This is a genomic window from Sinorhizobium alkalisoli, assembly GCF_008932245.1.
Lineage (GTDB): Bacteria > Pseudomonadota > Alphaproteobacteria > Rhizobiales > Rhizobiaceae > Sinorhizobium > Sinorhizobium alkalisoli.
The window spans coordinates 1003882-1021706 of sequence record NZ_CP034910.1; the positions used below are offsets into that span (position 1 = coordinate 1003882).

17 protein-coding genes are annotated in these 17825 nt (G+C 61.3%); 15 read left to right on the forward strand and 2 right to left on the reverse strand.

The window, feature by feature from the left end; translation table 11 throughout:
* The 10 genes from pqqB (at position 1) to EKH55_RS22385 (ending at position 8558) form a co-directional block, all read left to right on the forward strand.
* A complete protein-coding gene (gene pqqB, locus EKH55_RS22330) occupies positions 1–912 on the forward strand; it encodes a pyrroloquinoline quinone biosynthesis protein PqqB (protein ID WP_151613201.1) in 912 nt (303 codons plus the stop codon).
* A complete protein-coding gene (pqqC, locus tag EKH55_RS22335) occupies positions 909–1679 on the forward strand; it encodes a pyrroloquinoline-quinone synthase PqqC (RefSeq protein WP_151613202.1) in 771 nt (256 codons plus the stop codon). The genes pqqB and pqqC overlap by 4 nt, the downstream gene beginning before the upstream one ends.
* Complete coding sequence (gene pqqD, locus EKH55_RS22340; RefSeq protein WP_151613203.1) at positions 1676–1987, forward strand: pyrroloquinoline quinone biosynthesis peptide chaperone PqqD; 312 nt, start codon at positions 1676–1678, stop codon at positions 1985–1987. Before pqqC ends, pqqD begins: the two co-directional genes overlap by 4 nt.
* A complete protein-coding gene (gene pqqE, locus EKH55_RS22345) occupies positions 1984–3108 on the forward strand; it encodes a pyrroloquinoline quinone biosynthesis protein PqqE (protein WP_151613204.1) in 1125 nt (374 codons plus the stop codon). Before pqqD ends, pqqE begins: the two co-directional genes overlap by 4 nt.
* A gap of 219 nt (positions 3109–3327) precedes the next feature.
* A complete protein-coding gene (locus EKH55_RS29810; RefSeq protein ID WP_246231838.1) occupies positions 3328–3909 on the forward strand; it encodes an MFS transporter in 582 nt (193 codons plus the stop codon).
* Between the two features lie 507 nt (positions 3910–4416).
* On the forward strand, positions 4417–4629 hold the full coding sequence (locus EKH55_RS30345) for a bile acid:sodium symporter (RefSeq protein ID WP_427915872.1): 213 nt from the start codon (positions 4417–4419) through the stop codon (positions 4627–4629).
* Positions 4630–4711: 82 nt separating this feature from the next.
* Complete coding sequence (locus tag EKH55_RS22370) at positions 4712–5572, forward strand: FAD binding domain-containing protein (RefSeq protein WP_151613206.1); 861 nt, start codon at positions 4712–4714, stop codon at positions 5570–5572.
* Entirely contained in the window at positions 5572–6048 is a 477-nt protein-coding gene (locus EKH55_RS22375; protein WP_151613911.1) for a (2Fe-2S)-binding protein, read from the forward strand. The genes EKH55_RS22370 and EKH55_RS22375 overlap by 1 nt, the downstream gene beginning before the upstream one ends.
* Before the next feature lie 2 nt (positions 6049–6050).
* Entirely contained in the window at positions 6051–8303 is a 2253-nt protein-coding gene (locus EKH55_RS22380; protein WP_151613207.1) for a xanthine dehydrogenase family protein molybdopterin-binding subunit, read from the forward strand.
* A gap of 9 nt (positions 8304–8312) precedes the next feature.
* Positions 8313–8558 (forward strand): MoaD/ThiS family protein, encoded by a 246-nt coding sequence (locus EKH55_RS22385; protein WP_151613208.1) that lies wholly within the window; start codon positions 8313–8315, stop codon positions 8556–8558.
* Between the two features lie 149 nt (positions 8559–8707).
* Here EKH55_RS22385 and EKH55_RS22390 read toward each other — a convergent pair whose 3' ends face one another.
* Both EKH55_RS22390 and EKH55_RS22400 read right to left on the reverse strand, forming a co-directional pair.
* Positions 8708–10087, reverse strand: coding sequence for an enoyl ACP reductase FabMG family protein (locus tag EKH55_RS22390; protein WP_151613209.1), 1380 nt, complete (start codon positions 10085–10087; stop codon positions 8708–8710).
* 829 nt (positions 10088–10916) lie between these two features.
* Positions 10917–11222 (reverse strand): hypothetical protein, encoded by a 306-nt coding sequence (locus EKH55_RS22400; RefSeq protein WP_151613912.1) that lies wholly within the window; start codon positions 11220–11222, stop codon positions 10917–10919.
* Between the two features lie 289 nt (positions 11223–11511).
* On the opposite strand from EKH55_RS22400, the gene EKH55_RS22405 reads away from it, so the two are divergent.
* From EKH55_RS22405 to EKH55_RS22425, 5 genes are all read left to right on the forward strand, one after another.
* On the forward strand, positions 11512–12489 hold the full coding sequence (locus EKH55_RS22405; RefSeq protein ID WP_151613210.1) for a 3'-5' exonuclease: 978 nt from the start codon (positions 11512–11514) through the stop codon (positions 12487–12489).
* 130 nt (positions 12490–12619) lie between these two features.
* Positions 12620–13213, forward strand: a complete 594-nt coding sequence (locus EKH55_RS22410) for a hypothetical protein (RefSeq protein WP_151613211.1) — start codon at positions 12620–12622, stop codon at positions 13211–13213.
* Positions 13214–13527: 314 nt separating this feature from the next.
* Positions 13528–13980: a transposase gene (locus tag EKH55_RS22415; RefSeq protein ID WP_151613212.1), complete on the forward strand. Its 453-nt coding sequence runs from the start codon at positions 13528–13530 to the stop codon at positions 13978–13980.
* A gap of 253 nt (positions 13981–14233) precedes the next feature.
* On the forward strand, positions 14234–14842 hold the full coding sequence (locus EKH55_RS22420; protein WP_151613213.1) for a hypothetical protein: 609 nt from the start codon (positions 14234–14236) through the stop codon (positions 14840–14842).
* A gap of 767 nt (positions 14843–15609) precedes the next feature.
* Entirely contained in the window at positions 15610–17760 is a 2151-nt protein-coding gene (locus EKH55_RS22425; protein WP_151613214.1) for a ParB/RepB/Spo0J family partition protein, read from the forward strand.
* Positions 17761–17825 lie beyond the last annotated feature (65 nt).

Consider the following 17825-nt stretch of genomic DNA (forward strand, 5'->3'; position numbering starts at 1 on the left):
GTGGCAGAGACGTCCGATCTTCGTATCATCGTTCTGGGGGCCGCCGCTGGCGGCGGCCTTCCGCAGTGGAATTGCGGCTGCCTGAACTGCACGCTGGCGCGTGATCCGGGCTCCGGCCTCAAGTCGCAAAGCCAATCATCGCTGGCCGTCAGCCGCGATGGCGAAGCCTGGGCGGTCTTCAATGCCTCGCCCGACATCCGCCAGCAGATTGAGCACAATCGTTCGTTGCAGCCGCGCCGCCTGCGCCACAGTCCGATCGAGAGCGTGGTGCTGACCAACGGCGACATCGATCATCTGGCCGGACTGCTGGTCCTCAGGGAAAAGCAGCCGTTCATGCTGTTTTCCACCGGTTCGGTCGGCGAAATCATCGCCGAAAATCCGGTCTTCGGCGTGCTCGATCCGGACCTGGTTGCACGGCGGAGCGTCGCGATCGAGGAAGTTTTCTTTCCACTTCCCGACCTCGAGGCGCGGTTCTTTTCCGTTCCCGGCAAGGTGCCGCTGTTTCTCGAGGACGACGAACCGGATCTCAACGTCGAGGGCGAAAATACCGTCGGGGTCGAGCTCAGAGCTGGCAGCAAGCGCGTTTATTATATCCCGGGCTGCGGCCTGATGAATTCCGGTCTCGGCGGGCGCCTCGCGGGTGCCGACGCGCTGTTCTTCGACGGCACGCTCTTTACTGACCGTGAGATGATTGCGACCGGCACGGGGCGCAAGACGGGCCGTCGCATGGGCCACATGCCGATCGCCGGCGAGGGCGGCAGCCTCGACGCATTGGACGGCCTGAACATTCGCCGAAAGATCTATGTCCACATCAACAACACGAACCCGATCTGGCGGCCTGGCCCCGAGCGCACCACGGTGGAAAGCCGTGGCTTCGAAGTCGGGTTCGACGGCATGGAGGTCAGCCTGTGACGACGGCAACTGACAAGCAAGCTTTTCACGCTCGCCTTTTGGCGATCGGGGAGGAACGCTATCACGACAAGCATCCTTTCCACGCGATGCTCCACGGCGGCCGCGCAACGATGACGCAGGTCCGCGCCTGGGTGATCAACCGCTACTATTACCAGAGCCGCATTCCGATGAAGGACGCGGCCTTTCTGTCGCGCTGCGACGACTCGGACCTGCGCCGGGCCTGGCGTTCCCGGATTGAAGACCACGACGGCGGTATCGACGGGGGCGGCGGCATCCGCCGTTGGCTGCGTCTCGCGGAAGCGGTCGGACTCGACCCGGCCCATGTCGCTTCGACGCGGGGCGTCCTGCCTGCGACCCGATTTGCCGTCGACGCCTATGTGTCGTTCGTGCGGGAGAAGCCGCTACTCGAGGCGGTGGCCTCATCACTCACGGAGCTTTTTGCGCCCAAAATCCATTCGGAGCGCATTGCAGGGTTGCTGGCGCACTATGCGTTCGCAGACCAGGCGGCGCTCGCTTACTTCCGCCAAAGACTGGCGGAGGCGCCGCGCGACGTCGAATTCGGCCTTGCTTATGTGCTCGATCACGCCGACACGGTTGAAAAGCAGGATGCCGCCGCCGCGGCGCTGACCTTCAAGACCGACGTTCTGTGGTCGCAGCTCGACGCGCTTTATTCCGCCTATGTGACGCCCGGGCTGATCCCGCCGGGCGGCTGGGACGGCGAGCAAGGTGTCGTCGTTAACCCGACGGCGCGGGAGGCAGCTGAATGAGCGCCGATGCGGCGATGACTTCAGGGGCGGGGATTTCAGGGACGAGCGTCGTCAGACTGGCCCGCGGCGTGCGCCTGCACGAGGATCCGGTTCGCGGCCAGGCGGTGCTGTTGGCCCCGGAGCGGGCGATGGCGCTCGACGATATTGCCGTTGCCATCGTCGAGGCGCTCGACGGCCAGCGCAGCCTCGACCGGATCGTCGACAATTTTGCCCAAAAGTTCGACGCCCCGGCCGCCGATATCGCCGCCGACGTCAGGGCTTTCGTCGAGGAACTCGCCAATCGCCGCCTGCTGGAGATCGTCGCATGAGCAGCGCCATCGCCGCCACAAACCATGCCGGCGCCGCTGTCGCGCGCGTGCCGCCGCCGATGGCGATGCTGGCGGAGCTGACGCATCGCTGTCCGTTGGCCTGCCCCTATTGCTCCAACCCGATCGCCCTGACACCGGGGGACGAAGAACTGTCGACCGAAGAATGGATCAACGTCTTCAGCCAGGCGGCCGCTCTCGGCGTGCTGCATCTGCACCTGTCCGGCGGCGAGCCGGCGGCGCGGCGCGATCTCGTCGACCTGACGCGGGCGGCGGTTTCGCTCGGGCTTTACAGCAATCTGATCACCTCGGGCGTCGGTTTGACGGAGGGGAGGATCAACGACCTGGCCGATGCCGGTCTCGACCACGTTCAGTTGTCGATCCAGGGTGTTTCCTCCGAAGGCGCCGACCGGATCGCCGGCTACAAGGGCGGTTATGAGCGAAAGATGGCCGTTGCAAACTGGATCGCGGCCACCGGCATTCCGCTGACGGTCAACGCCGTCTGCCACCGGCAGAACATGGGCGAGATCGACGCCATGATCGCGCTGGCGATCCGGCTTGGGGCGCGCCGCATCGAGATCGCGACGGTGCAGTTTCACGGCTGGGCCGAGCGCAACAAGGCGGCGCTGCTGCCGACGCGCGAACAGGTCGAGCACGCGACGCGCACCGTCGCTGCAGCCCGGGAGAAATATCAGGGCATCCTGGTGATCGACTATGTACCGGCCGATTATTATTCCCAATACCCGAAGGCTTGCATGGGTGGCTGGGGCCGCGTCGGCCTCAATATCACCCCGTCCGGCCGAGTGCTTCCGTGCCACGCGGCCGAAACGATCCCGGGCCTCACCTTCAAGACCATCCGCGACGACACGCTTTCTGAGATCTGGTACGCGAGCGACGCCTTCAACGCCTATCGGGGCGAGGCCTGGATGCCGGAGCTCTGCCGCAGCTGCGAGCGCAAACAGATCGACTTCGGCGGCTGCCGTTGCCAGGCGATGGCGCTTGCTGGCGATGCGCGCGCAACCGATCCGGTTTGCATCCGATCGCCGCTGCGCGACCGCTTGACGCGGGAAACGGACCGGCTTTCGGCGATGTCATCGGCCACTTTGAGCTACCGCGGACGGTAGAGCCATTCAGGCCTGGTATGGGCACGTGACGCCGCCCGCAAAAGGTGCTAACCCCGTCGTCAAACCAAGTGAACATAAGCTCCTTTGGAGGAGCCGCGGCTGCATCGTCGCTCGCCGATCTTTGAGCATTCAAAGCAGCGGAACCCGGTGAATTGTGCCACCGTTGCCCAGCAGATCGTCCCCATGGCTGCGGCGCTTGCCTAGCCCGAGCGGCGCGGTGTGGCAATTGGTACGGTCATGGCCGGCGTCCTTTCCGGCATCCTGCTCAGCCGCACTGTGTCCGGCTTCGTCGGTGAGCATTTGAGCTGGCGCGACATGTTCTGGGTCAGCGCGCCACTCGCGCTGGTCGGCGCGGCCATGATGTATATGGCTCTGCCGGACCTCGGTGCCGTCGGCGTGCTTGCCGCGCCCCTGGCTGGGACGATGACGCCGATGAGAAGTCCTGGTATCGAGGCCCAGAAGCCGAGCACTGCCCACGCGAACAGTGTCAGCGCAGCCCCCAGCCCCACGCCCGAATGGGGGCCACGCCGATCGGCTATCGTTCTCGATGTCGGCATTCAGGTCGCCCTGATTGCCAATCAGCACATTATCTACGCGCTCGATCCGCAGGCCCGCAGCCGCATCAACACTATCTTCATGACGAGCATGTTTCTTGGCGCCGCGGCTGGATCGGCGCTAGCCGTGGCTCTATGGAGCTACGACGCCTGGAGCGGCGTCAGCCTGCTTAGCTTTGCTCTCGCTTCGATCGCGCTCGCCATCAGGCTCCGCCGGCGCGACTTCGGCGCTCACCGTTTCCCCTGATGGCCCGGGCTTCGCGAGATGGGGGTGCGCTCCCTGCTTCTCGCCGGGCTGGCGGTTCAAATACAGGTGACTGTCCGTTCGGAAACACCGGGGCAGGAGGCTCGTTTTTGCGATGAATCGATTGGCTGCAATGCCGTACCTGCGCTTGTTCCGAAATTCCGTAAAGGGTCAAAAGGCAGCCGTTCTTCACGAGTCCCGTGCATGGCTGGTGCGAGGATGTTCACGTTCTGAGTCAAGAAGATGGTGTAACGGGCGGAACCCGGCCCGCCAGGTTTGAAGGGCCGGTGGTCGTCACTCACAATGATGGTGTCGCGGAGTCAGGAGTGGCCTGCTCCACATTCTATTGGGTCGATCCAATCCACAAACATCCAGGCTACTGATCGTCTATTCCGCCTTCTCGGCCGGTGTTGTCGCCGGAATCTGGAATTGTCTTTCTTGGTCCGTCATAACGCTTCTGATCGCTCTTTGCATTCTAACCGTCGTCCTTACGGCGGGCCGTTGGCTGGTATGCCAAGGTCTGATCGCCTGGGGCTACTGTTTTGTGGCTCGATCAAGAACCTCGCGACCGGGCTGCCTACGGCTGGCATTCTTTTCGATTCTGCCGAAATAGCCATTATTATACTCCCATTGATGCTATTTCATTTGATTCAGCTGTTGGTGCTGGCCGTCGCTTCCCAGCGCAACACGGCTTGCATCCAAACAGCGCAGCTCATAGCGTGAAGAGGAAGATCATGCTGGAGCTCGACACACTTGGGTCTGCGGGTTTAGCGTCTCGGCCCGATGCATAAAGAGGAGGGTTCTTTTGCGCTATATTCGTCCTAGTTCAATCGAAGATGCCGTTGCTCTCTTGGCGGAAGCGGCAGGCAAGGCAGCCGTTCTGGGCGGCGGAAGTGATCTGCTCGTGAGAATGAAGGGGGGCTTCATCGAACCCGAGCTCATCATCGACATCAAAGCTATAGACGTCCTGAGACACATAACTGAAAGCGAGGATGGCTTCGTCATCGGCGCTGCGGTGCCTTGCGCGGTCCTCGGCGAGAATGCAGCGCTCCGGCGGGCGTGGCCCGGCGTATTGGAAGGGGCCAATCTCATCGGTTCCAAGCAAGTGCAGGGGCGTTGCACCATCGTCGGAAATCTCTGCAACGCATCGCCTGCGGCCGACAGCGTGCCCGCGCTGGTGACTGCCGGTGCAAAGGCTCTGATCAGGGGGCCGGCCGGCTCCCGCACAATCGCTGTCGAAATGGTGCCGGTCGGGCCGGGCAAGACGTCGCTTGCGCCCGGCGAGATCATCGAGGCCATTCTGCTCGACAAGCGCCAGCCGCGTTCGGGCGACGCCTATCAACGGTTCACCCCACGCACCGAGATGGATATTGCCGTCGTCAGTGCCGCGGTGAATCTCACTCTTGATGATCAGGGCGTCATCCAGTCGGCGCGCGTCGCGCTTGGCGCGGCGGCGCCGACGGTGTTTCTGGTCAAGGAAGCGGCCGAAATCCTCACTGGTTCCCGCGTCGACGACAAGACGCTTGACCGCCTGGCCGCGGCCTGTTCAGGCGCCTGTCGTCCCATAGACGACAAGCGAGGCACTGTAGAATTCCGAAGGAAAGTCGCGGGAGTGCTGGCCAAGCGGGTCGCGCTGGCCGCCTATCAGCGTGCAGGACAGAAATGATGGCAGGCATAGCGGTTTCAACGAACATCAATGGCGACAACGCCGAGTTTCTCTGCCACGCCGACGAGACGCTGCTTGACGTGTTGCGTGATCGCCTCGGGCTCATGGGAGCGAAAGAAGGCTGCGGCACGGGTGACTGCGGCGCCTGCAGCATCATTCTCGACGATCGCCTGGTCTGCTCCTGTCTCGTGCTTGGGGCAGAGGCGGACGGCCGGCGCATCGAAACCGTCGAGGGCATGGCACAGGGTGACCAGCTTCATCCGCTGCAACAAAAGTTTCTCGAGCATGCCGCCTTGCAATGTGGCATCTGCACACCCGGCTTCCTCATTGCCGCAAAGGATCTGCTGGCGAAGAATCCGGATCCGACCGAAGAGGAAATACGCTTCGGTCTTGCCGGAAATCTGTGTCGTTGCACCGGCTACGACAAGATCGTGCGCGCCGTTCAGGACGCAGCAGGCGTGATGAGAGGAGCTTGACCATGAATTTTGATCCGAGCCACTCGAAACGCAGCTTCTCCTCCGTGGGTACCCGTCCCATCCGGCCGGATGGAGTCGACAAGGTGACGGGCCGCGCGCGCTACGGCGCGGACTTCAACATGCCCGGCCAGTTGGTCGGACGGATTTTGCGCAGCCCGCACGCTCATGCCATCATTCGCAAGATCGACACGTCGAAGGCCGCGCGACTTCCTGGCGTCAAGGCGGTTTTGACGGCGGCGGACCTGCCCGACCTCACCGATGGTGACGCGGCGATGTATGACATTCTCGACAACTGCATGGCGCGAAAGAAGGCGCTCTACGACGGTCACGCTGTGGCCGCCGTGGCGGCAATCGATGCGCGAACCGCCAAGCAGGCGCTCAAGCTCATCGAGGTCGAGTATGAACTCCTGCCGCACGTTACCGATGTTGACCAGGCGTTCGCGCCGGATGCTCCGCTCGTCAACGACACGATCATCACAACAGGCCTTGACCCCAAGCCCGATCGCCCTTCGAATGTCTCGATGCGGAGCCAGTTCGGGCATGGCGACGTCGATGCCGGCATGGCAAGGGCCGACTTCGTTGTCGAGCGGACATTCAAGACCGAGCAGACCCACCAGGGCTATATTGAGCCTCACGCCTGCGTCGCCAATGTCAGTTCGGACGGCACAGCGGACCTTTGGGTTTGCACCCAGGGCCACTTTGTCTATCGCCAGCACTGCGCACAACTGCTCGGCATGGATGCTTCCAAGCTGCGCGTCACGTCTTCGGAAATCGGCGGCGGTTTTGGCGGCAAGACCCATGTCTGGGCTGAGCCGGTCGCGCTGGCGTTGTCGCGCAAGGCCGGCAGGCCGGTCAAGCTGGTCATGTCGCGCGACGAAGTGTTTCGCGCGTCCGGCCCGACCAGCGCCACGTCGATCGACGTAAGGATCGGCGCATTGAAGGACGGAACGATCATCGCCGCCGAAGCGACACTTCGCTATTCCTGCGGCCCCTATGCCGGATCATGGGCCGAGATCGGTGCCATGACCGCATTCGCGTGCTACAAGCTCGAGAATGTCAGGACGGTTGGCTACGAAGTGCTGGTAAACCGGCCGAAGACCGCGGCATACCGTGCGCCTTCGGCGCCGATGGCGGCGTTCGCAGTGGAAAGCGCCGTCGATGAACTTGCCAAGAAAGTCGGCATGGATCCGGTCGATTTCCGGATCCGGAACGCGGCACAGGAAGGGACCAAGGCATCCTACGGTCCAGTCTACGGCCCGATCGGCATCGGCCCGACACTGGAGGCCGTGAAGAACCATCCTCACATGAAGGCACCTCTTGGCAAGAACCAGGGGCGCGGCATGGCATGCGGGTTCTGGTTCAACTTCGGGGGCCAGACTTGCACCGATCTGAACATCGGGATGGATGGGACGGTCTCGCTCGCGGTTGGCACGGTGGATGTGGGCGGTTCGCGCGCATCGCTGTCGCTGGTGGCCGCAGAGGAGCTCGGGATCGACTACGCGCTTGTTCGGACGGTGATCGCCGACACGTCTAGTCTCGGCTACAACGACATGACCGATGGCAGCCGGGGAACGTTCTCGTCCTCGATGGCCACCATTTCTGCTGCCCGCAACGCGATCAAGATTCTCCGAGAGCGTGCGGCGCAGATGTGGGACATTCTGGTCGAGGACGTAACCTGGGAAAAGGGCCATGCCGTCGCCAAGGGCGAGACGCACGGAAACCTTCCGAAACTGTCTCTGAAGGAGATTGCGGCGGCATCGGGCACCACGGGCGGCCCGATTGCGGGGCACAGTGAGATCGTCGCCGACGGCGCCGGCGTATCCTTCGCCACCCATATCTGCGATATCGAGGTCGACCCCGAAACCGGGGCCACCAAGGTGCTGCGCTACACCGTGGTGCAGGATGCCGGCAAAGCCGTGCATCCGACCTATGTCGAAGGACAGTACCAGGGCGGCGCCGCGCAGGGCATCGGCTGGGCACTCAACGAAGAATATATCTACGGCAAAGACGGCAGGCTGCAGAATGCGGGCTTCCTCGACTACCGTATCCCGGTGTGCTCGGATCTGCCTATGATAGACACGCAGATCCTGGAGATACCCAACCCCAACCACCCCTATGGGGTTCGCGGCGTCGGGGAAACGTCCATCGTCCCTCCGCTTGCAGCGGTGGCCAATGCCGTGTCCAATGCGGTCGGCGTGCGAATGCTGCATATTCCCATGTCGCCGCCGCGGATCCTGGCAGCACTTGACGCCTGAGGAGGTCCCATGGTCGAGGTGACGCTCTGGGGCTCTCTCGCCGCGGCAGCTGAGGGTAACAGCAAGATCGAGATCGAGGCAAAGAATATCAGGGAACTGTTTGAGAGGTTGCGCGAACGGTTTCCTCAGCTCGAGCCACTCATGGATCGAGGCATTGCGGTTGCAATCGACGGAACGATCTATCGCGACACCTGGTCGAAGGAACTGCCGCCGGGAGCGGAAATCTATCTACTGCCGAGGTTGGCGGGCGGCTAAGAGCGGGCGGCGAGACCGCCGGTGTAGACCCACTTGCGGTGCGCCTGTCTGCCCGCAGCTTTTCTTCCCGCTCGCCGCCTTCAGCAAACGGACCTTGAGTCGGAGCGAGCTAGGCCGAGGCTACTGGAGCGAGCTATATTGGGAGGCTGTCAGGCCAACTCAAGTTGAGAGTCTTTCGCCCCTTTTGCGATCAACGGCGCGGGAGACTTCCTTTGTAGGTGGGAAGCGTTCAGTCGGCGCGCCACGATATCGTGGTTGAGCCACTGGACGGGCCCGGAGGGATCTGAGGACGCGCCAAAAATTAGCTGCCCGGTCGCCTCCACCACGAGAGCACTCAGGAGGTCGCTGATCATCGCCTTGCTGTCCCGATGCATCAGCGTGATCTCGTTGGACGTGCCGATGGTCAGATCGGCCTGTGCTTGGCTGTTTGCCATGGGCCACGCCGAGAAGTCGTAAAACGGACGCATGACCTTGTTGGCCTGCATATCGGTAATTTTTTGGAACACATCCTTCATCGTGTAGCCGTCTGCCAGAAGCTCCTGGCATGCCTGCCATTGGTCCTCTGCCCATTGGCCACCGTTCTCTTTCTTCAAGGCGAGCAGCAGCGGTATCAGGGGAAGTTCGATACCCGTAAATACGTCGGACGAATTGGTTCGGATTTCGGGACAGTTATAGACGGTTGCCTTGACACCCGCTGCCCAGGATTCTTGCGCGATGCATTCGAGCCGCATTTTGGCGTAACCTTGGGTGTAGTTCGTGTAGGTCTGCCAACGATAGCTCCCGTCAATCAGGACTGCTGTTCCATGGTAACCGTAGGCCGTGTACCGCACCTGAGCACCCGAAGCCTCTACGCGCTCACGGATCGCCGCGCTGAAGTCGATAAGATGTCGAAAGGTGATTGCGGAGACTTCATCGAAATTCTGCAAGATGAGCTTGCCCATATCGCTATCGAGCAGCGCTTGCGAAGACATGTGGCGGTGACCGCGTCCCTTGTAGATACGATTGGCAACAACCAGGAATACCTTCGCTTTCGGGATGCCTCCGGCCATTGTATGGGCGAAGAAGACATTGCGGCCGTCGGCAATCATTCCGTCGAGAACGGCCATGACCTGTGAAAGCGAAGCCGTGAACCGTGAGGTGGCGATCTCCCGGCACTGCTCAATGTAGTCCCAGTCGAGCTTGTCATGTTCCCAGCTCTCCAGCGTCATCGTTGCGAGGAGATCCGTCGGAGTGGGGCCTCCTGTCGGAGCGTCGAGATCGAAGCCAGCCATAAGAGGTATGTTGATAATCCTGCCGCCCAGGCGGTCCTCGGCGGCAGAGAGTTCCTCGGCGTCCAGAGGCCGCAGTGCGTTGTTCTCGTCGCGCCGCCCAACCGTGATGCCCACGATGTCCATTCCAGCCCGCCGGGCCTCGGCGAGCAAACCAGTCGCATATCCGCGACCGAATAGTTCGCCGAAGAGGACGAAAACATCACCTTTACGAAAGACGCTGTTTTCGGCGATGCGAGTCAATGCGACCGGTTTTTCCATGCAGTCAGCTCTTTGGTCCGTTAGTCGTCGAGCGGTGGCTCAGACAGGCTTCGATAATCACATGGCCGTACTGACCCGGAATGGGAAGTCATTTTAAGTGACCGTTCATTTCAAAGCGTGAAGTCCCCATAAGGACTTTTCGGTATCTGAACCGGATAAAGCAGACCTAGGGCTGAGCAGCTGGGCCTACACTCTCGATTTCCAAGGGTCTCCACGAGCTGGAGTGGCCTCGATGACCCGTACGAGATTCCTAATCTTCATACTGATACCCGTTGCTGGCTCTAGCCTCCCCACGGTTGGCAACGCCCACCATACCCAAAGACAATGGAAATACCCGCCCGCGTGCTGCAGAGGGAATGAGGTGGGCGGGGATTGCGAACCGATACCTGGCGCCGAGATCAAGAAAGGGCGGAAAGGGTTTTCGGTTCACCTCCATCCCGGTGACCATCACGCGGCGACGAGAGAGCACTTGTTCTTCGTACCCTACGGAAACGAGCTTCCATCCGGAGACAGCGACTTTCACATTTGCCTTCACCCGAACGAAGACTACCTGGACTGTTTCTTTGCTCCGCCGGCCGACATTCGATTGCCTCCCGTTTCCTATGCCCAATCGCTGCAACGTTGCGGTGTTCCGCGCGCGGTGCAGTCAGCTTCGGGGCGTTCTGAAACGTCAAGTGCGACCGGTTGTGCCATTGGAGCTAAAAGATCCATAATGTCCCGCCTTGAACCCTGAAGCGCTGAGTGCAAGCCGCGACGCGGCGCACGCTGTCGTCGCCTCGGATTTTGCCACTCGCTGCGTATCCTCTTCGCAACATGGCGGAGCGCGTCCTTAAATCCCCGACCCATCGAGCTCTTGCTCGTCGTCGCCTTCCCAGGGTGAGGGCATCGAGGTGCGATTGAGATTGGCCGAGGGCATGGGCATCCAGCACTTCAATTCTGGCTCGGCGTATTCGATGATGCGGCCGGGCGAGGAATCAGCGGCGCGCCACCCTTCTGGGCCGAACTGATCGCCATTCGACCAATACGCGAGGTCAACTTCTGCCGCACCCTGTTCGGACGGGCGGATCGTGACGAGAATCCGACTGCCGTTTCTTGGCGCGCTCGCCATGTGGCGCCAGTGGTCTGGCTCGGCCATCATCTTTCCTCCTGCCTTGCTGCAGAAGTGTCGCCTTGCTATCGAAAACGGTCAACTCCAACCTTGCACAACCCACCGTCAATCGACCGATAGGGTCGTGTCCCCACAGCAGGTGTAGCCGGGTGGCGGCGCCGAATGGTCGGTGTCTTTTCGACAGATTTTTTGGCATTCAGACTCGTGTGTCCTGTACTGCCGAGCTCATTCGTGTTGCCAGAGTCTCACTCGGTTTCTATCCTGACGCATCATCCGCACCGCACTGGTGCGCCAAGCCCGAGGACCCAAAAGCCCAATGGCATCTCAGCTGGATATGTTTGCCTCGCCGCCTGAGCCAGGGGATGACGTGGTCGTAAAGCTGCGAGGACCCTTGAAGCTGCGGCGGCAGACGCAACTCGATGACGAGGGTATGGCCCGGCTTTTGGAGGAGAGCGGCAGCTATCGCGTGCTGCGCAAGCTTATCGGCCGTCAGATTGTCGATATACCGCGGCCGGGATTTCCTCGCATTGGAGTGATCGTCGACACCGAGACGACGGGCCTCGACCACACGAAGGACGAAATCATCGAAATTGGGGCAGTCGCGTTCACGTTTGACGACGATGGCCATATCGGCGACGTCACGGGAGTTTTCGGCGGCCTGCAGCAGCCAACCGTCCCAATACCCCCTGAAATCACCCGCCTGACCGGAATCACCGACGAGATGGTTGCGGGACAGATGATCGATGTCGGGTCGCTTCGGGCGTTGCTCGACCCGGCCGACCTGGTGATCGCCCACAATGCCGGCTTTGATCGTCCGTTCTGCGAGGCGTTCTCAAGCATGTTTTCCGGAAAGGCATGGGCCTGTTCCGTCAGGGAAGTCGATTGGGCGGCGCGTGGTTTCGAGGGCACGAAGCTCGGCTATCTGATTGGCCAAAGTGGCTATTTCCACGATGGCCATCGCGCCGCCGAGGACTGTTTTGCTCTGCTCGAGGTGCTAGCCGGCGCCGACGGGGTGACGGGCCCAAGCGCTTTTGCGGAACTTCTCAAGTCAAGTCAGCGCTCGCGCGTGCGCATCTTCGCCGAGCACAGCCCCTTCGACATGAAAGATCATCTGAAGGCTCGGGGATACCGCTGGTCGGATGGCAGCGACGGCCGCCCGAAATCCTGGTGGATTGAAATCGACGAGGAGCAGCTCGCCGCGGAGCTCGCTTTCCTGAGGTCAGAGATCTACCGGTGGGAAGAGGCCGATCCACCGGTCAAGAGGCTGACGGCGTTTGATCGGTACAAGGCTTGACGCGATGGCCTTGCCGCGCAGGGGCCGTGGCATGCAGGTTGCACAGGCTCGTTACCGCGACGGTGTCGCCGTTGTGAGGAAGCAATAGCTGCAGCGGGACCACAGTCCGGCTCCTCAAAGGTTGGAACATATGAAATCACCGTGGAAATTCCTTGCTCGATTGGCGTCGCTGCGACCGTCCGCGAAAGCGCAAGAGAGTTCGGTTGGGACCGATGCCGATTCCAAGGCTCTCGAAAGCGAAGTGGAGCCTAGGTCCGCAATTCCGCACGGTTCGACGGTAACCGCCAGCCCACCTGCAGACAATGAGGACGTCTCGGTTAATCAAGGCTCGGTCACATCGGATAAGGCGAAAGGCGACGACGATGTCGCACAGGCGCTAAAACCGCTGATCGATGCTGAGGAGACTCCGGCAACTGCGCGTCATGAAGCCGAACAGTCGGGTGCCGAAGATCCGAAAAGCGAGGCAATCGCAAACTCGCAAAACAAACCGCTGCTGAAGGGTCGAGAACGTGGGAAGGGAGCCAACGGCCGCCGGACTGCGCAGAGCGCTGTCGCGATAAAGAATCGGCAAAACCTGCAACCCTCGTCTCCACGTGACTTGTTCTTCCACGAAGTGGCGATACTCGATGAAGAAATCAAAATGCTGAGGACTCAACTCGCTCAAAAGCTCCATCTGCAGAACGTCCAGCTCAAGAAGATGCTTGACCGATTCGACGTTTCGTGAGCTTGGCGGCGAAGCCCCCGCCGACTCCTTAGTCGTGACGGCTGTGTTCTCGAGAAGGCCGTGCCCTGCGGTATCATACTGCGTGCCCGATCCGAACCTGCTCTCCCAATCTATGGGGGGTCGCCACGATTAAGTTGGGGGATTGTGGCAGGCAGGGTAGCGTTTATTTCAGGTGAGAGTTGGGAGCCTCTCACCGTCGCCTGTCAGTGCACAGGCCAGGTCTCAACAATCGGTAAAGCAGGACTCTCATGGTTGTGTTGACTCTGTGGAACACTCCGCCGAAAACAGACGATCACTAAAGGAGGGAATTGCTGATGGCTGACGAGAGTAATGCGGGACCAGTAGCCGGGGCTGTATCGGCGGAAGCAGAAGTGAAAGCACCAACGGCTGAGAAGCGGCGGTCGCCACGACCTCGGAAGGCGGCTTCCGGACCGGAACAATCAAAGCCGGCCGCTAAACGCAGGGGGTATACCGAGCAAGAGAAGAGCGAGAAGCTCAAGGCGATCGCGGCGCAGGTCACCGGAGGCAGCACTCTCAAGGATGCTATCAAGACCGCCGGCATATCAGAGCAAACCTACTACCATTGGAAAGGTGCTGCGAAACCTGTCGAGCAGAAGGACACGAAGAGCACCAAACCCCTACCGGCCGGCGATGACTTGGCAGATCTTGTCCAGCTCGAAGAGGAAAATCAGAGGCTCCGCAAGCTGCTGGCGGAAAAGCTGAGAGCTGAAAATGCCGACCTGCGCAAGAGGCTCGGTCTGGACTAACCAGGATCGAGAATGCAGGCTACAGTTTTAGCGTCCTCCGTGTTACGCCAGAAGCTTGTATTCTGCTCCCCATTGGCATCGCCGCTGCAAACAACGCTCTGCTGTTTGCCGCTCTCGCCGGTGAAAGGCGTGGCAGCTCCCGAGGTTGGCGAAGAGTTGATGCGGGCAAGCAGAGGTTATATTGCTGCGCCAGCAGGATGCAGCGGCGCCAATCGGTGTTGCATTTTTTATGATTGCTTGGGATCAAAAGTAGATGAAGACGCCACAACGGAGATTCGTTGTCGAATTCAAGTCGGGGCGACGCCGGCCAAAAGCCCAGACGACCTCAATTTGGGGAGACACAGATCTCAAGGCTTTGACCCGCGAAGTGGAATATGCGGCGTCGCATCTGTTCAACTCAAATGAAGCACCTGCGCCCGACCCAGGTGAAACCAGGCGGGCTGATCCGATCAATGCAAAGTCTGTCAACGAGCGCGCCGACGATGTCGACGTTGCACTAGCAGCGATACCATTTGCCAACAGTGAAGACGTTGACATTGTGAAGCAACGCGAGGCCAATCATCCAGCCGAAGCAGTTGGGCAGGTGCAGGAGAGCCAACTTGCATCGCAGCCTCGAACAACATCAACTGCCACTCCTCGAAAGCGCGCCAAGCACATCGCCACTCAGAGGATCACGCTCAGCTCGAAGGTGAGGCACGAGGATCTAACTGCGCAGATCGGGACTGTCGACAATCGGATCTCCGCGGACGAGCTTGTCGCCCTCGAGGCAGACAACAGGCGCCTGAAGAGATTGCTGGCTGAACAGCTTAGTGCACAGAACCTTTGGCTCAAGAAGATGCTTGAACGATTTGGTGCCGAATAGCGAGGTCGCACCGCTGGCGTGGGGCATTGAAACGGCTGAGTCTATCGTGCCGTCGCAACGGCGACGGCATTGTCATCGCCATCGGAAATGCCAGGTTTTCCGGCCCGACTGAAGGGTTGAAGGCGGAATGCATCGCCGCCGGCCTTTAGTGATAGATAGAATTGACCTGGAATTCGAGCTCGTTGCCCGGGGTGACCTAGTGGTCGCCTTCGCCTCGGTCCCGATCCCCAGCCCTAGCCCCATCGTCATCCGCTCCGCGACGCTGCTTCAGCCTGTGCCGCTGCCGGCGCCGAGATCTGGAATTTGCCGGATAGCGTCACCGATGCTTGGAAGGTAAACCAAGCGGTCCAAAGCGCCCGGTTATTGCTCCGGCTCGACACGACCTGGTCCCTGGTCCTGCCTGAGATAAAAAATCGGGCCGCGGGAAGACCGAGGCCGTTTGAGATGTGAAGGTATATAACCTCCAGAGGGGAACAGCCGACGCGGTGGCACTGGGAAGAAAAGCCATCACCCTGCATCAGCCGCAGTCAATATGCTCATTTCGTGTGCGATCGTGCGATCGGCAATCTTTTATCGTGCAGGGTAGCTATGCCTTTTTCGCTGGCGTTAACTGTTGGCGGAAGCCGCGGCGTGGCCGCCGCGGCCGGAGGGGATGGCAAGCGAGGGATGGTAAATGGAGGGCGGCAGAGGGAGAGGAGGGAGGGGAAACCGTGACGGGTTGAAAGGTTCGGAGAGAGGCTCCGGCCGGCCCGCCACGGAGAAGCGATATGGCAAAGGCCATTCAGAAAATCACCCTCGACCGGTCGGAAGATATTCCCTTCGACAAGCTCGAACTCTCGCAGAAGAACGTGCGCAACATCAAGGCGGGCGTTTCCATCGAGGATCTCGCCAGCGATATCGCCCTGCGTGGGCTCCTCATGAGCCTGAACGTCCGGCCGATCATCGGCGAGAATGATGAGGAAAGCGGTCGGTACGAGGTCCCCGCCGGCGGCCGCCGCTACCGTGCGCTCGAACTGCTGATCAAGCAAAAGCGCATGGCGAAGACGGAACCGATCCCCTGCATCGTCAAGCGCGGCGGCGCGACCTCGGTCGAAGACGATTCGCTTGCCGAAAACGTCCATCGCCTCCAGCTCCACCCGCTCGACCAATTCCGGGCGTTCCAGACCCTGCACCTCCAGGGCCTTGGCGAGGAGGAAATCGCTGCCCGCTATTTCGTCTCGGTCTCGACGGTGCGCCAGCGCCTGCGGCTCGCTTCGGTCTCGCCGCGGCTGCTCGAGCTCTATGCGAACGACGAGATGAAACTCGAGCAGGTGATGGCTTTCTCGATCACCAACGACCATGTTCGCCAGGAGCAGGTCTGGGATACGGTGTCGCGGTCAACTGTCCAGGAACCGTATTACATCCGCCGGCTGCTCACCGAATCCGCGGTGCGCGCCGCCGACCGCCGCGCTGTCTATGTCCGTCTCGAAACCTACGAGGCTGCCGGTGGCGTCGTCATGCGCGACCTCTTCGATGAGGACCAGGGAGGATGGCTCCAGGATCCGGCACTGCTCGAGCAGCTCGTGTTCGAGAAGCTGAAGACCGACGCCGAACAATTGCAGGCCGGAGAGGGCTGGAAGTGGGTTGATGCTGCAATCGACTTTCCCTACGGCCACACGTCGGGCCTGCGCCGGTTCTACGGTGAGCGGGCGGAATTCACCGAAGAAGAACTCGCTCGCCATGATGCAGTGAAGGCGGAGTACGACAAGCTCGACGCGGAATATGCTGAAGCGGCAGACTATTGCGAGGAAACGGAAACCCGCCTGGAGGAACTCGGCAACGAGCTCGATCGGCTGAACGACCGTACCTATGTCTTCGACAGGGACGAGGTCGCACGCGGTGGTGCCTTCATCTCGCTCGGCGCCAGCGGCGAGCTGAAGATCGAACGCGGCTTTGTTAGGCCCGAGGACGAGCCTGTCGTCGAGACCGAAGAAACTGACGCGGATGGTCACGATGGCGAGGGCGATGATGCGGACGCGGCTTCCACGGCCGGCGGAGTGTCGATCAACGGCAAGCCGGTCGCCGTCGAGCCGCCGGAGGAGGACGATGACAGGATTCGTCCGCTGTCCGACCGCGTCATCGAAGACCTGACGGCGGCGCGCACCGTGGCGCTCCGCAACGCCCTCGCCAACGATCCGGTCATGGCCTTCGTTGCCGTCCTGCATATCTTCGTCCTGAAGACGTACTTCGCCTACGGCTACGGCTCGGACTCCTGCCTGGAGGTCACGCTTCAGAGTGCGAAGTTCACTCAGACGCAGGGACTGGGCGATACGGCCTGGGCGAAGGAGATCGAGCAGCGCCATGAGGCGTGGGGCCACGATCTTCCGAAGAATGCCAGCGAGGTCTGGGACTATCTGATCGCGCTCGATGAGGTCAGCCAGGAGGCGTTGTTCGCACATTGCGTCTCGCTGTCCCTCAATGCCGTCGTCCAGCCGTGGAACCGGCGGCCTGCGGCGATTGTGCATGCCGAGCAGGTCGCCCGCTCGATCGGCTTCGACATGGTCGGGGCCGGCTGGTCGCCAACGGTCGACAACTACCTCGGTCGCGTCACGAAGGCCCATATCCTGCAGGCGGTACGCGAAGCAAAGGGCGAGCAGGCGGCGCAGCTCATCGATCACCTGAAGAAACAGGACATGGCGCGCGAAGCCGCCCGGCTGCTGGAAGGCAGCGGATGGCTCCCCGAGCCGCTGCGGCTCGTGGTCGATGAAGCTCCAGCCGAGGACGGCAACAACGGCGCGGATGAGGTCATCGAGGACAACCCGACCGAAGGCGCCGGCGTCGACCCACCGGCATTCCTGACCGAGGGCGCCGAAGGCGCTGACACGGCTCCCGAGGATTCCGATCACGAAGAGCATCGCCAGCTCGACGCTGCGGAGTGACCCCGTCCTCAAACCACTCCACCCAAGGCCCGGAACCGCGCCGGGCCTTCTTGCTTTTCCGGACT